The 13,882-nt window shown below is 52.6% G+C and carries 12 protein-coding genes; 8 read left to right on the top strand and 4 right to left on the bottom strand.

Translation table 11 applies throughout. The annotated features are described in order from the left end of the window. Positions 1-116: 116 nt before the first annotated feature. Genes rho through AAC637_RS11500 form a run of 6 tightly spaced genes read left to right on the top strand, consistent with a single transcriptional unit; the run spans position 117 to position 6,916 of the window. Complete coding sequence (gene rho / locus AAC637_RS11525; RefSeq protein ID WP_317657073.1) at positions 117-1,388, top strand: transcription termination factor Rho; 1,272 nt, start codon at positions 117-119, stop codon at positions 1,386-1,388. Between the two features lies 1 nt (position 1,389). Continuing rightward, positions 1,390-2,691 carry a tRNA uridine-5-carboxymethylaminomethyl(34) synthesis GTPase MnmE gene (gene mnmE, locus AAC637_RS11520; protein ID WP_340303710.1) on the top strand — a complete coding sequence of 434 codons (1,302 nt, stop codon included), beginning with the start codon at positions 1,390-1,392 and terminating at the stop codon, positions 2,689-2,691. A gap of 10 nt (positions 2,692-2,701) precedes the next feature. After that, a complete protein-coding gene (gene mnmG, locus AAC637_RS11515; protein WP_340303709.1) occupies positions 2,702-4,576 on the top strand; it encodes a tRNA uridine-5-carboxymethylaminomethyl(34) synthesis enzyme MnmG in 1,875 nt (624 codons plus the stop codon). Then, positions 4,573-5,199, top strand: a complete 627-nt coding sequence (gene rsmG / locus AAC637_RS11510; RefSeq protein ID WP_340303708.1) for a 16S rRNA (guanine(527)-N(7))-methyltransferase RsmG — start codon at positions 4,573-4,575, stop codon at positions 5,197-5,199. Before mnmG ends, rsmG begins: the two co-directional genes overlap by 4 nt. Further along, the gene (locus AAC637_RS11505; protein ID WP_340303707.1) at positions 5,192-5,983 is read left to right on the top strand and encodes a ParA family protein; all 792 of its coding nucleotides are present in this window, start codon (positions 5,192-5,194) and stop codon (positions 5,981-5,983) included. The genes rsmG and AAC637_RS11505 overlap by 8 nt, the downstream gene beginning before the upstream one ends. A 9-nt stretch (positions 5,984-5,992) precedes the next feature. Beyond that, positions 5,993-6,916, top strand: a complete 924-nt coding sequence (locus tag AAC637_RS11500; protein ID WP_340303706.1) for a ParB/RepB/Spo0J family partition protein — start codon at positions 5,993-5,995, stop codon at positions 6,914-6,916. Here AAC637_RS11500 and hemW read toward each other — a convergent pair. Genes hemW through rph form a run of 3 tightly spaced genes read right to left on the bottom strand, consistent with a single transcriptional unit; the run spans position 6,913 to position 9,387 of the window. After that, positions 6,913-8,076 carry a radical SAM family heme chaperone HemW gene (gene hemW / locus AAC637_RS11495; RefSeq protein WP_340303705.1) on the bottom strand — a complete coding sequence of 388 codons (1,164 nt, stop codon included), beginning with the start codon at positions 8,074-8,076 and terminating at the stop codon, positions 6,913-6,915. The two genes, AAC637_RS11500 and hemW, sit on opposite strands and share 4 nt — an antisense overlap. Further along, a complete protein-coding gene (gene rdgB, locus AAC637_RS11490; protein WP_340303704.1) occupies positions 8,063-8,674 on the bottom strand; it encodes an RdgB/HAM1 family non-canonical purine NTP pyrophosphatase in 612 nt (203 codons plus the stop codon). Before rdgB ends, hemW begins: the two co-directional genes overlap by 14 nt. Next, on the bottom strand, positions 8,674-9,387 hold the full coding sequence (gene rph / locus AAC637_RS11485) for a ribonuclease PH (protein WP_340303703.1): 714 nt from the start codon (positions 9,385-9,387) through the stop codon (positions 8,674-8,676). The genes rdgB and rph overlap by 1 nt, the downstream gene beginning before the upstream one ends. Before the next feature lie 116 nt (positions 9,388-9,503). On the opposite strand from rph, the gene hrcA reads away from it, so the two are divergent. Next, complete coding sequence (hrcA, locus tag AAC637_RS11480) at positions 9,504-10,568, top strand: heat-inducible transcriptional repressor HrcA (protein WP_340303702.1); 1,065 nt, start codon at positions 9,504-9,506, stop codon at positions 10,566-10,568. A gap of 10 nt (positions 10,569-10,578) precedes the next feature. Beyond that, complete coding sequence (locus AAC637_RS11475; RefSeq protein ID WP_340303701.1) at positions 10,579-11,151, top strand: nucleotide exchange factor GrpE; 573 nt, start codon at positions 10,579-10,581, stop codon at positions 11,149-11,151. Here the strand turns inward: AAC637_RS11475 and mutS are convergent. Next, a complete protein-coding gene (gene mutS / locus AAC637_RS11470) occupies positions 11,148-13,781 on the bottom strand; it encodes a DNA mismatch repair protein MutS (protein ID WP_340303700.1) in 2,634 nt (877 codons plus the stop codon). The two genes, AAC637_RS11475 and mutS, sit on opposite strands and share 4 nt — an antisense overlap. Positions 13,782-13,882: the final 101 nt, after the last annotated feature.

The raw sequence follows: 13,882 nt of genomic DNA, 5'->3' as shown, positions 1-13,882 counted from the left end.
GACTTGAGTTCCATCTGTGCGTAGAAGACAGGCTAAGCGATCGTCCGATCACTATCCTTCCCTATTGTGCAAAAGCCCTTAAACGCGATGCGTCTCAAGAGGCATATGGAACTCTCATGACAGTTAACTCTTTAAATCTTGCTGATCTAAAGGCAAAATCACCTAAAGATCTTCTATCCATGGCAGAAGAGCTGGAGATCGAGAACGCCTCCACCATGCGCAAAGGCGACATGATGTTCGCCATTCTCAAAGAGCGCGCAGAAGAAGGGTGGGATGTTTACGGCGATGGTGTGCTGGAAGTTTTGCAAGACGGGTTTGGGTTCTTGCGCTCGCCTGAGGCAAATTACCTTCCAGGCCCAGACGATATTTATGTCTCCCCTGACATGATCCGCCAACACAGCTTGCGCACGGGTGACACGGTCGAGGGTGTGATTGCCGCACCACGCGAGACAGAGAATTATTTTGGCCTGACCAAGGTTTCCAAGATCAATTTTGAAGTGCCAGAAAAAGCACGCCATAAGGTTGCCTTTGATAACTTGACGCCGCTTTATCCTGATGAGCGGTTGAAGATGGAGATCGAAGATCCAACGATCAAGGATCGTTCCGCGCGCATTATTGATTTGGTATCGCCCATCGGTAAAGGCCAGCGTGCCCTGATTGTTGCACCGCCACGCACGGGTAAAACCGTGCTTTTGCAGAACATTGCGCATTCTATCGAAACGAACCACCCAGAATGTTATTTGATTGTTTTGCTGATTGATGAACGGCCCGAGGAAGTGACGGATATGCAGCGGTCGGTGAAGGGTGAGGTTGTATCCTCAACCTTTGACGAACCTGCAACGCGTCACGTTGCGGTGGCTGAAATGGTCATTGAAAAAGCAAAGCGGCTTGTCGAACATAAGCGCGATGTTGTTATTTTGCTCGACTCTATTACTCGTTTGGGGCGCGCGTATAACACCGTTGTCCCATCATCGGGTAAGGTGTTGACAGGCGGCGTTGACGCGAACGCTCTGCAACGCCCTAAGCGTTTCTTTGGTGCGGCTCGTAACATTGAAGAAGGTGGATCGCTGACAATTATCGCAACCGCCTTGATCGATACAGGTAGCCGCATGGACGAAGTGATCTTTGAAGAATTTAAAGGCACGGGTAACTCGGAAATCGTGTTGGACCGTAAGGTGGCGGATAAGCGCGTCTTCCCAGCTATGGATATTTTAAAATCTGGCACCCGTAAGGAAGACCTGTTGGTCGATAAGGGCGATTTGCAGAAAACCTATGTCTTGCGCCGCATCTTGAACCCAATGGGAACAACAGACGCGATTGAATTCCTTATTTCTAAGTTGAAACAGACCAAAACGAACTCGGAATTTTTCGACTCTATGAACACCTAAGATGTCAGGCTTAATTGCGGATACCATCTTCGCGCTCGCCTCGGCCAATGGTCGGGCGGGCGTTTCCGTTATTCGGGTATCGGGTGCGGAGACAGTCGATTTATGCTCCAAATTTCTCGGCGGCCTTCCAGACGTTGGTCAATTTCGGCTTCGACCCTTCAAGGACAAAGGCCAGATTATTGACCATGTTTTGGCGTTGCGATTTCAGGCGCCGCATAGTTTTACAGGCGAGGATGTGATTGAGCTGCATTGCCATGGCAGCCCCGCAGTTGTGAAAGCCGTTCTTGCGGCTTTGTCAGAAACTGGCCGCGCCCGTATGGCCGAACCTGGCGAGTTTACCCGCCGCGCCCTTGAAAATAACAAGCTTGATCTCGCTCAGGTTGAAGGTCTGGGTGATCTGATCAATGCAGAAACAGAGGCGCAAAGACGCCAAGCCAGCCGTGTTTTTTCGGGACATTTGGGAAAGCTGGTTGAGGCGTGGCGGCAGCATTTGTTGCGCGCGACAGCACTTATTGAAGTCACGATTGATTTCGCGGATGAGGATGTGCCCACTGATGTGACCCCTGAGGTGCAGGGCCTTATCACGCAGGTGGTGCAGAGTTTGGATGTCGAAATTGCGGGCAGTTTGGTGGCTGAACGCATCCGTGACGGGTTTGAGGTTGCTATAATCGGTGCGCCAAACGCAGGGAAATCCACGTTGTTAAACGCTATTTCTGGGCGGGACATCGCCATTACCTCAGAAATCGCGGGAACAACCCGCGATGTGATAGAGGTGCGCCTTGATCTTGGTGGCCTGCCTGTGACGTTACTCGATACCGCTGGGATTCGTGATAGCACGGATACGATTGAATCCATCGGTGTTGAGCGAGCAATAAATCGCGCAAAATCCGCAGATTTGCGGGTTTTTCTGAAATCTAACCCAGACGAACAGCCGCCCTTTGATTTGGGTGCTGATGATATATCCATATTGGGTAAGGCCGACATGCAGAGCGGCGGCGGGATTTCTGTGTCAGGACAGACGGGTCAGGGCGTGGATGAGTTGATCGCGCTAGTTTCAGCGTGCTTATCGGATCGCGCCGCGAACGTTGCCACCGCAACGCATATGCGCCATCGCCAAGCGATGCTTGATGCGCGGCAAGGTCTGGCTGATGCGTTGATTGCCCTCGGAAAAGGCGACAGTCACACAGACATTGCAGCGGAATATGTGCGATATGCTATAAGAAAGCTGGATTCGCTTATTGGCCGTGTCGATGTTGAAATGGTCTTGGGCGAAATCTTTTTGCAGTTTTGCATCGGTAAATAAGAAAAGCGGAGTGTTTCACGTGAAACATCATGATTTCGATGTTGTTGTGATTGGGGGTGGCCATGCAGGTGCAGAGGCCGCTCATACAGCTGCGCGGGCGGGCGCAAAAACCGCGCTCGTCACATTATCCTTCGATAATATTGGGGTTATGTCCTGTAATCCAGCCATTGGCGGCTTGGGTAAAGGCCATCTGGTGCGTGAGATTGATGCCCTAGGGGGCGTTATGGGTTTGGCTGCGGATCGCTCAGGTATTCAGTTTCGCTTGCTGAATCGCCGAAAAGGCCCCGCGGTTCAGGGCCCGCGCACACAATCTGACCGCAAACTATACCGTGCTGCGATGCAAGACCTGCTCGCCCGAACCAAGAATTTGACAATTATTGCAGGCGAGGTAGCCGATTTTCTTGGCATAGACGGGGCCGTGTCAGGCGTTGTTTTGGCGGATGGTGCCGAGATTTCAGCGAAATCGGTGGTTTTGACAATAGGCACATTCCTGCGTGGGGTTATCCATATAGGCGATAAAAGAATGCCTGGCGGCCGAATGGGTGATAAGCCTTCGGTTAAATTGGCGGAGCGGATCGACAGTTTTGCCCTGCCACTTGGCCGCTTGAAGACAGGAACGCCGCCACGTTTGGATGGGCGCACGATTAATTGGGATATTTTGGAAACCCAACCCGCGGATGATGACCCCGTTCTATTCTCTTTCCTATCGGATAAGCCACATGTGCGCCAAATTGCCTGCGGTATTACGCATACCAATGAAAAAACGCATGAGATTATCCGCAACAACCTAGGCCGGTCTGCGATGTATGGCGGGCATATTGAGGGGATCGGGCCACGGTATTGCCCCTCTATTGAAGATAAGATTGTGCGCTTTGCCGACAAAACCTCGCATCAAGTGTTCCTTGAGCCTGAAGGCCTAGAGGATCACACTATCTATCCAAACGGGATTTCAACCTCACTTCCCGCTGATGTTCAGGTGGATTATGTTCGCTCGATGGTTGGGTTAGAGGCGGTTGAGATCCTTCAACCTGGATATGCGATTGAATATGACTTTGTAGACCCCCGCGCGCTTGGGGCCGATTTGCAGGTTAAGACTGTAAAAAACCTTTATTTCGCAGGTCAAATCAACGGCACAACGGGATATGAAGAGGCGGCCGCACAGGGGTTTGTGGCGGGTGTTAATGCAGCGCGTTCCGCGCAGGGGCGGGATGCCGTGATATTCTCGCGCCGTGAAAGTTATATTGGCGTGATGATTGATGACTTGGTGACCTGCGGTGTCAGCGAACCCTATCGCATGTTCACCTCGCGCGCCGAGTTTCGTCTTTCTTTACGCGCGGACAATGCGGATCAACGTCTTACACCGATTGGTATTGATCTCGGCACAGTGGACGAGACGCGCAAGCGTTTATTCGAAGATAAGATAGCCCAGATTGATGCCTGCTACACCGTCCTGCGGAACCATAATCTGACGCCATCTGGGGGAAAGAAACACGGGCTGAATATGAACCAGGATGGTCAGCGCCGCAACGGGGTGGAGCTTTTGGCCTTCCCGGACATAGATTTTTCCGATCTTGAGGCCATTTGGCCCGAATTAATCGACTACAGCGCGGCGACAAAGGCGCAGATCAACCGAGAGGCACAATATGCCGCTTATATTGAACGCCAAGAGCGCGATGTTCAGGCGCTTAAGCGGGACGAGGCGCAATTAATCCCCGAGACTCTTAATTTTATGGAGATCGAGGGGCTATCAACAGAATTGCGGCAGAAATTGACCAAAGTGCAGCCTCGCGATTTAGGGCAAGCGGGCCGAATTGATGGCATGACCCCAGCCGCCTTGACGTTGATCCTGACAAAACTGCGCCAAATTCAACGGAAATCCGCATGACCGAAGGAGACGCGCAGGCATATCTTAGCACCTTTGTTTCACGTGAAACATTGGATCGCTTGCAGATTTACGTTGATATGTTGGTGAAATGGCAAAAGGCGATCAATTTGGTTGCCCCTGCAACATTAGCTGATGCGTGGTCGCGCCATATCGTAGATTCTGCACAAATCTTTCCATTGGCGGCAAAATCCAGTGGAAAATGGCTAGATATGGGCAGTGGCGGCGGTTTTCCTGGGTTGGTTTGCGCGATTATTGCAGCAGAAAAATCCCCAGACCTTAGCTTTCATTTCATTGAATCCGATTTGCGCAAATGCGCGTTCTTGCGGGATGTCGCGCGTCAGGTCGGGATACCTATTAATGTGATGTCCCGCAGGATCGAAGACGCGCCACCCCAAAATGCCGACATCATTTCAGCCCGTGCGCTTAGCGATTTATCCAAGCTTTGCACGCTGTCCTATCGCCATTTAGCAACAGATGGCCAATGTTTGTTTTTAAAGGGCCAATCTGCCCCGCAAGAAATCGACACCGCAAAGGAATCGTGGCAGATGTCGATCAAGACTCATCCGAGCGTAACCAGTGACGACGGTCAAATCATAGAAATAAAGGAATTACGCCGTGTCTGAACGCGCCTCTCCACGAATTATCGCGATTGCAAACCAAAAGGGCGGGGTTGGAAAAACAACCACAACAATCAATCTTGGCGCTGCATTGGCCGCAATGGGCAAACGCGTTTTGCTGATTGACCTTGATCCGCAGGGCAATGCTTCGACTGGGTTGGGTGTCGAGGATCGCGATCTCTCAAGCTATGATTTGCTGATTGAGGGCGCGAAACTTGCGGATGTGACCCAGAAAACCAAGGTTGATGGCATTGATGTTGTCCCCGCAACAACCGATCTCAGCTCGGCTGATGTTGAACTCAGCGATAATGAAAAACGTATTGTCCTATTGCGTAATGCGTTTAGCGCGGCGGATTTACGTGCCTATGATTATGTTTTCATGGATTGCCCGCCATCCCTAAGCCTTCTGACAGTAAACGCTTTGGTCGCTGCGGATTCTGTGTTGGTGCCGCTTCAGGCTGAATTTTTCGCATTGGAAGGTTTGTCACAGCTCATGTTGACAGTGCGCCAAGTGCGTGAAGGTGCAAATTCGGAGTTGCGCATCGAAGGTGTGGTTTTGACGATGTATGATTTGCGCAATAACCTTTCAAAATTGGTTGAAGATGATGCACGGCAAACCTTGGGGGAATTGGTTTATGAAACCAAAATCCCGCGCAATGTTCGCCTGTCTGAAGCGCCATCCTTTGCGCAAACTGTTTTGGATTATGATGCAACCTCAACAGGCGCGCTTGCCTATAAGGCGCTTGCAGAAGAAATCGTGGCGCGCCACGATGCGGTAAAGTTGCGCTAGGAGAAGATAATGAGTAAACGGGATAAACGCGGTTTGGGGCGTGGTCTGTCTGCGTTGATGCAAGACATTGATGTGGGTACGAGCCCAACCCCGAATGCCGCGCTAGCGCAAGATATCGAGGGATCGCAGCCTGCCCCAGCGCGCCGTGCGGATACCAAACTGCCGATTGAACGTATTCGTCCCAATCCCGAACAGCCGCGCCGTAATTTCACCCCAGAAACACTGGAGGAGCTTGCCGCATCGATTAAGGAAAAGGGCATTATTCAGCCTCTTATCGTGCGCGCCGATCCAAACCATGATGGTGATTATCAGATTGTTGCTGGCGAACGCCGCTGGCGCGCTTCGCAAATGGCGCAATTGCATGAATTGCCCGTCATTATTCGGGATTTCACAGATGTTGAGGTTCTCGAGATCGCGATTATCGAAAATATTCAGCGCGCTGATCTGAATCCAATCGAAGAAGCAATGGGGTATCGGCAGCTGATTGATCGTTTTGGCCATACCCAAGAAAAACTGGCTGAGGCGATGGGGAAAAGCCGCAGCCATATTGCAAACTTAATGCGTCTTTTGCATTTGCCTGATGATGTGCAGGCCATGCTACGCGAAGGGCGCCTGTCAGCGGGTCACGCGCGTGCCCTGATCACAACGCCTAATGCCTCGGAACTGGCACGCGAGATCATTACCAAAGGGTTATCGGTGCGCGAGGCGGAAAAACTAGCAAGCACGGCAGGCGATAAATCTAAATCTCCGCGCCCAACAGCACCAAATAAAGACGCTGATACCCGCGCGATTGAGGCGGATTTGTCAGCCGCCTTGGGGATGAAGGTGGATATCAGTCATGATTCAGGGTCTGGGGCTGGTAAGATCTCAATCAGCTATAAAGATCTCGAAGCCTTGGATGAGCTGATGCGCCGTTTGGGGGGCGGGGCCTAGGCCAATAAGCCGCGCAACACGCCATTCAGCACGGGCCGCCCAGACGGAGTGCAACTCAGCCTGTCGCCATTTAGGTCGATTAATTCTAAATCTTTGAATTCATTCAACTTTTCTAAATTAACTGCTATATTTGATAGGTTTTTGATCCGTGCAAGAGATACGCCTTCACTGAGGCGTAACCCCATCATTAACGCTTCAACAGCTTGATCATACGAGGAAATTTCTTCCCGTGCGGTTTCACCTGAACCCGTTCGGTTCACTTGATCCAGCCACAGATTTGGCGAAAGCGGTGTCGCTGTCGCGTATTTCACGCCGCCGAGCGTTAAACGCCCATGGGCCCCAGGCCCTATGCCGAGATAATCGCCGTAGCGCCAATAAACCAAGTTATGCCGAGACTGCGCCAAATCGCTGGCATGGTTGGACACCTCATATGCCGGCAATCCCGCACTATCGCAGAGTTCTTGGGTCACATCATACATATCAACGGCCAAGTCTTCATTGGGTAGGCCATTGAGCTTGCCGATCTTGGCACGTGCGCCAAAGGCGGTGCCCTCTTCGATTGTGAGCTGATAGGCGGATAAGTGATCTAACCCTAAAGAGAGGGCGCGGCGCAACTCCGTGCGCCAATCCTCTAGGCTTTGATGCTGCCGCGCATAGATCAAATCAAAACTGACACGGGGAAAGATGCCGCGCGCAATGTCAAAGGCGCGCAAGGCTTCCTCGGCGCTATGCAGGCGACCGAGTGCTTTGAGATCAGGGTCATTTAGGGCCTGGATGCCCATAGACAGTCTCGAAACGCCCGCTTCGTGATACTGTTTAAATCGACTTGCCTCCGCAGAGGTCGGATTGGCCTCTAGGGTAATCTCTAGATCATTTGCCGCGGGCCAGTGCTGTAAAATCCGCGCGATAATGGCGTTGACCAGATCCCCATCCATCAAAGATGGCGTGCCGCCGCCAAAAAACACCGACTTTAGAACGCGCCCGCCGCATTCAGCGGCCAATCGATCAATTTCACTCAGATAGGCATGTTTCCAGCGTGATTGATAAATGGACTGAGATACATGCGAGTTAAAATCGCAATAGGGGCATTTGGCCTGACAGAAGGGCCAGTGGATATAAATCCCAAAGCCGCCATTTTCCCAATCGTCACGCTTGTTCAAACAGGCTCACCAATTTCGCAAATGCATCAGCGCGGTGACTGATTTTGTTTTTTTCCCAACGATCCATCTCACCAAAGGTGATGTCATAGCCTTCGGGTTGGAAAATCGGGTCATAGCCGTGTCCTTGGTCACCCCGCATTGGCCAAACCACCTGACCCGCCATAACGCCTTCGAATATCTCGTCATGGCCATCGGGCCATGCAAGGACAAGCGTGCAGCAAAACCGCGCGAGGCGTGGATGTGGGGCGTTTGCAGCCTCTAGCTCATCATGGGCGCGCTGCATGGCCATTACAAAATCGCGCCCGTTCGGCGTTTCGGCCCAATCAGCCGTGTAAACACCAGGTGCATTTCCAAGCGCGTCAATTTCAATACCGCTGTCATCGGCCAAAGCGGGAAGACCTGTTGCCTTGGCGGCAGCATGGGCCTTGATCCGCGCGTTCTCGATAAAAGTTGTGCCTGTTTCTTCGGGTTCGGGCAGATCGTGATCCTTGGCGGACACGGTCTTGATGCCAAATGGCGTCAAAAGCGCAGATATTTCCTCAAGTTTGCCTTGATTATGGGTGGCCACAAGCAATGCGTTTGAGGTGAATTTCCGCATCACGCAACCGCCGCGTTTTGCGCCAAAACAAGCTCTGCAACGCCTTTCTGAGCAAGTTTTTGCAATTCTGCGAATTCATCCAAGGAAAAAGTCGCTGACTCTGCGCTGGCTTGAATCTCGATCAGCTTACCTCCGCCGGTCATAACAAAGTTACTATCGGTTCCAGCCTCTGAATCTTCGGGATAATCGAGATCAAGAACAGGTTGGCTCGCGTAAATGCCGCAAGAGACGGCGGCAACATTATCCAAAATCGGGTCAGATGTAATGGCGCCAGAGGCAAGCAGCTTATTCACAGCAAGTCGCAATGCGACCCAACCCCCTGTGATAGAGGCGCAGCGCGTTCCACCATCCGCCTGCATAACATCGCAGTCGATGGTAATTTGACGTTCACCCAACGCGGAGCGATCCACGCCCGCCCGTAATGCGCGACCAATGAGACGCTGAATTTCCTGTGTGCGGCCCGATTGTTTGCCAACCGCAGCCTCACGCCGCCCCCGCGTATGCGTGGCGCGTGGTAGCATCCCATATTCAGCGGTGACCCATCCCAAACCAGAATTTTTCAAAAAAGGCGGCACGCGCTCTTCGATTGTGGCGGAACACAGAACATGGGTATCGCCGCATTTGATCAAACACGACCCTTCCGCATGGCGCATCACGGCAGTTTCAATAGAAATTTTCCGCATTTCATCTAGGTTTCTGCCTGAAGGACGCATAAATATCTCCTTGTGATCCACCTCTGTGGGATAGTCGCAGTAAAGGGGCAGTTGCAAGCAGGATTGACCATCTGTGGCCCATGCGGGGAAATTAGGTGATGATTTGGGGCTGAAGAATGAGTGAAACATCACAAATTCTCGCTGAGTTGAACGAGAGATCGCGTGAAGTTTTTCGCCGCGTGGTCGAGGGCTATCTTTCCACTGGTGAGCCCGTTGGATCACGCAGCCTGACCCGCAATATGACCGAACAGATTTCAGCCGCCACTATCCGAAATGTGATGCAGGACTTGGAATATCTCGGCCTGCTCGACAGCCCGCATATTTCGGCGGGGCGTGTTCCCACCCATTTGGGACTGCGCATGTTCGTGGATGGGTTGCTTGAGGTTACCGAACTCGGCAAAGACGACAAAACCCACCTTGATGCGACAGTTCAAAGCAATTCCGACACGGTTTCAACGGCTTTGGATCGGATTGGCAAGGCATTGTCGGGCATCACCCATGGCGCCAGTTTGGTGCTTGCCCCGAAACACGAGGCGCCGATCAAACATGTTGAGTTTGTATCCCTCTCAACCGAAAAAGCCCTTGTTGTTTTGGTGTTCGCCGATGGCCATGTTGAAAATCGGCTATTCACCCCACCGCCTGGATTGACGCCAAGTGCGATGCGCGAGGCTGCGAATTTTGTGAACGCATGGGCAGAAGGGCGCACCGTTACAGATTTGCGCGCGGTGATGGAGCAAGAGGTCAAAACACGCCGCCGCGAGATTGATGAAATTGCAAAATCGCTAATTGAACAGGGTTTGGCGATTTGGGAAAATTCTGGTCATCGGGGCGAGCGCCTTATTGTTCGCGGGCGGGCGAATCTGTTGGACAATGCGCCAGAAATTGCAGATCTCGAACGGATCAAATCCTTGTTTGATGATCTCGAACGCAAGCGGGACATCGCGGAATTTCTTGATTTGACCGATCGCGGCGATGGTGTGCGCATTTTTATTGGGTCTGAGAACAAGTTATTCTCACTTACGGGTTCCTCTTTGGTTGTCTCTCCCTATATGAACTCGGAACGGAAAATTATCGGCGCTGTGGGCGTGATTGGGCCAACGCGCATCAATTACGGTCGGATCGTGCCGATTGTGGATTACACGGCACAGTTGGTTGGGAAATTAATCTCTGATCGTGCATAAGAGGTGAAAGATGGCAGAGCCACAGGAAGAGCAATTCCTTGATGATATTGAAGCGCCTGAGGAGGATATCGACCTTGCCGAAGGCATTGGCGAAGATGTTGATACCAGCCCCGAAGGCGTTATTACTGCGCTGACTGAGGAGCGGGATCAGCTGCGCGATCGTTTGTTGCGCGTCATGGCGGATTCCGAAAATCTGCGCAAACGTGCCGAGCGGGATCGCCGTGAAGCCGAGCATTATGGCGGCACCCGTCTCGCCCGCGATTTGTTGCCTGTTTATGACAACCTCAACCGCGCTTTATCGGCTGTTGGCGATGAGCAACGTGATGTTGCGGGCAGTGTGATCGAAGGTATTGAGCTGACCTTGCGCGAGCTTCTGAATGTTTTCTCAAAACATGGCGTGACAGTCGTGAAACCCGAAGAGGGCGACCAATTCGATCCGCAAATGCATCAGGCGATGTTTGAGGCCCCCGTTCCAGGCACGACAGCGGGCCAGATCATTCAGGTTATGACCGAAGGATTCCTGTTGCATGATCGCCTTTTGCGCCCTGCGCAGGTGGGTGTGTCATCAACACCGAAATCCTAATCTTTCATCAACGCCTTTAGGTCGTAAATCAAATCAAGCGCCTCGCGCGCCGTCATCTCATCTGGATGCACGGCGTGCAGGCGATCCTCAAGCGGGGATGATTTGGGGGCCTGTGGCGCAGGCTGTGCGGTAAAGAGCGGCAAATCATCAATCAGCGATTTCTGCGCGCCGCCCTCACGATCATTCTTTTCCAGTTTCTTCAAAACTTCTTCGGCGCGATGGATCACCGCAGGCGGCAATCCTGCAAGTTTCGCGACCTGAACCCCATAGGATCGATCCGCGGCGCCTTCGCGTAATTCGTGAAGAAAGACAATCTCACCTTCAAATTCTTTGACCGCCACGGTTGCATTGCGCGCGCCCGATAGGGTGCCCGCAAGCGCGGTTAATTCGTGGTAATGGGTCGCAAACAGCGCGCGGCACTTATTAACATCATGTAGAAATTCCAACGTGGCCCATGCGATCGACAGCCCGTCATAGGTGGCTGTCCCGCGCCCAATTTCATCAAGGATAACTAAGGCGCGATGATCGGCTTGGTTCAAAATCGCGGATGTTTCTACCATCTCGACCATGAAGGTCGACCTGCCGCGCGCAAGATCATCAGAGGCCCCAACCCGACTGAAAACTTGGCTGACCAACCCCAGTTTTGCCGATCTGGCAGGCACGAAACCGCCCATTTGAGCCAAAATCACAATCAACGCGTTTTGCCGCAAATAGGTTGATTTACCCGCCATATTGGGGCCAGTCAGCAATTGTATGGCGGCAGCATCACTCAGCGGCGATAGCGCGCAGTCATTTGGAACAAAGCGATCTTTGCTGCCGCGAAGCGCGTCCTCAACCACGGGATGGCGACCTGCGACAATATCAAAATCGCGATCTTTTGTGATCTCTGGTCGCACCCAATCTTGTGCCCGCGCGATATGTGCCAAGGCCAGATAAAAATCCGCTGATGCGAGGGCAAATGCTGCACGCATGACGGGATCAAACTGTGCTAAAATCTCGTGGCGCAGTGCCTCAAAGATTTGCTTTTCAATCTCAATCGCCCGCGCGCCAGAATTAAGGATCTTTGTTTCGAGTTCTGACAAGTCGACTGTGGTAAAGCGCACCGCATTGGCCGTGGTCTGGCGATGGATAAACTGTTCGGACAGGGGGGCCGATAGCATCTTTTCCGCGTGGGTGGCGGTCGTTTCTATGAAATAGCCAAGCACATTGTTGTGTTTGATCTTAAGGGATGGAATGCCTGTCGTTCTAATATAGTCGGCTTGCATTTTTGCGACAATTCCACGCCCCTCATCCCGAAGGGCGCGCATTTCATCTAGCTCAGGGTGATAGCCTGACGCAACAAATCCCCCATCGCGGGCGAGTAAAGGCGGCTCCTCAATCAGGGCATCTGTCAGCAGCCCAATCAGGGGTTCATGACCGACCAAATCAGTCACTAAATTGCGCCATAACGAGGAAAGTTCGATCCCACCAAGCTGTGCTGCCACCTCCTGCGCTTGGCGCAGACCCGAACGGATTGCGGCCAAATCCCGTGGACTGGCCCGATCCAAGGACAGGCGCGACAGCGCGCGTTCCATGTCAGGAACTTTCCGTAAAATCTCGCGCAGTCTTTCCGAAATCGAAGAATTCGACAGCGCGAAGGTCACCGCATCATGTCGGGCTGTGATTTCATCAAAATCTGTGGACGGGGCGGAAAGGCGCCGCTCCAACAAACGCCCACCTGCGCTGGTCACAGTTTTGTCGAGCACGGCCAAAAGACTGCCTTTGCGCCCGCCCGACAGCGATTGTGTAATTTCCAAATTTTTTCGCGTTGCGGCATCAATCAACATCACCCGCGTCAAAGATTGCCGCTGTGGCCGTTGCAAGCGGGGCAGATTGCCTTTTTGCGTGATGTCCAAATAATCGGCCACCGCCCCCATGGCGGAGAGATCAGGACGTTCAAACTGGCCAAAGGCCTCTAGGCTGCCGACTTTGAACAAATCGGTGATCCGTGTTTCTGCGGACCCGCTGTCAAAGCTTGACGGTGCAAGGCGTGTCACGCTTGCGCCTGTTTCTTCGATTAAGGCAATGCGGCTAGGATCAAGGTTTTCCGAGATAAGAATTTCGCGCGGTGCAAGGCGTGCCAATTCTGGGCCAAGCCGCGCGGGGGTTACAGGCATCACCCAAAACCCCCCAGTCGACATATCGCACCATGCAAGCGCGGCTGATCCGTCCCGTGATTCAAAATAAGCCGTTAGATAATTGTGACGCCGCGCGTCCAGCAGGCTGTCTTCGGTCAAAGTGCCCGGGGTGACAACGCGCACAACATCGCGCTTGACAACCGATTTTGACCCGCGCTTTTTCGCCTCGGCGGGGTCTTCGAGCTGCTCACAGACGGCAACGCGAAATCCTTTGCGGATCAATGTCAGCAAATAGTTCTCAGCGGCATGGACGGGGACACCGCACATAGGAATGTCTTCACCCAGATGTTGGCCGCGCTTTGTTAGGGCGATGTCCAATGCCTCGGCGGCGGCGACAGCATCATCAAAAAACATCTCATAGAAATCGCCCATGCGGTAAAACAATAACGCATCCGCGTGGCGGGCTTTCACCTCAAGATATTGCGCCATCATTGGCGTGACTTGGCCTGTCATTCCTGCCCCCTTCTTTGGGCTTACCCTACTGTCTCTGTGGCATTGTTTGAAGGGACAAAAGAGATGCGTTGTCGCCACGGTCAAGGGATTGTACACCGAAT

It is taken from the genome of Roseobacter sp. HKCCD7870, from assembly GCF_037830315.1.
Classification (GTDB): Bacteria; Pseudomonadota; Alphaproteobacteria; order Rhodobacterales; family Rhodobacteraceae; genus M30B80.
Note: the sequence above shows the minus strand (reverse complement) of the source record. Positions and strands in the feature narration are given on the sequence as shown.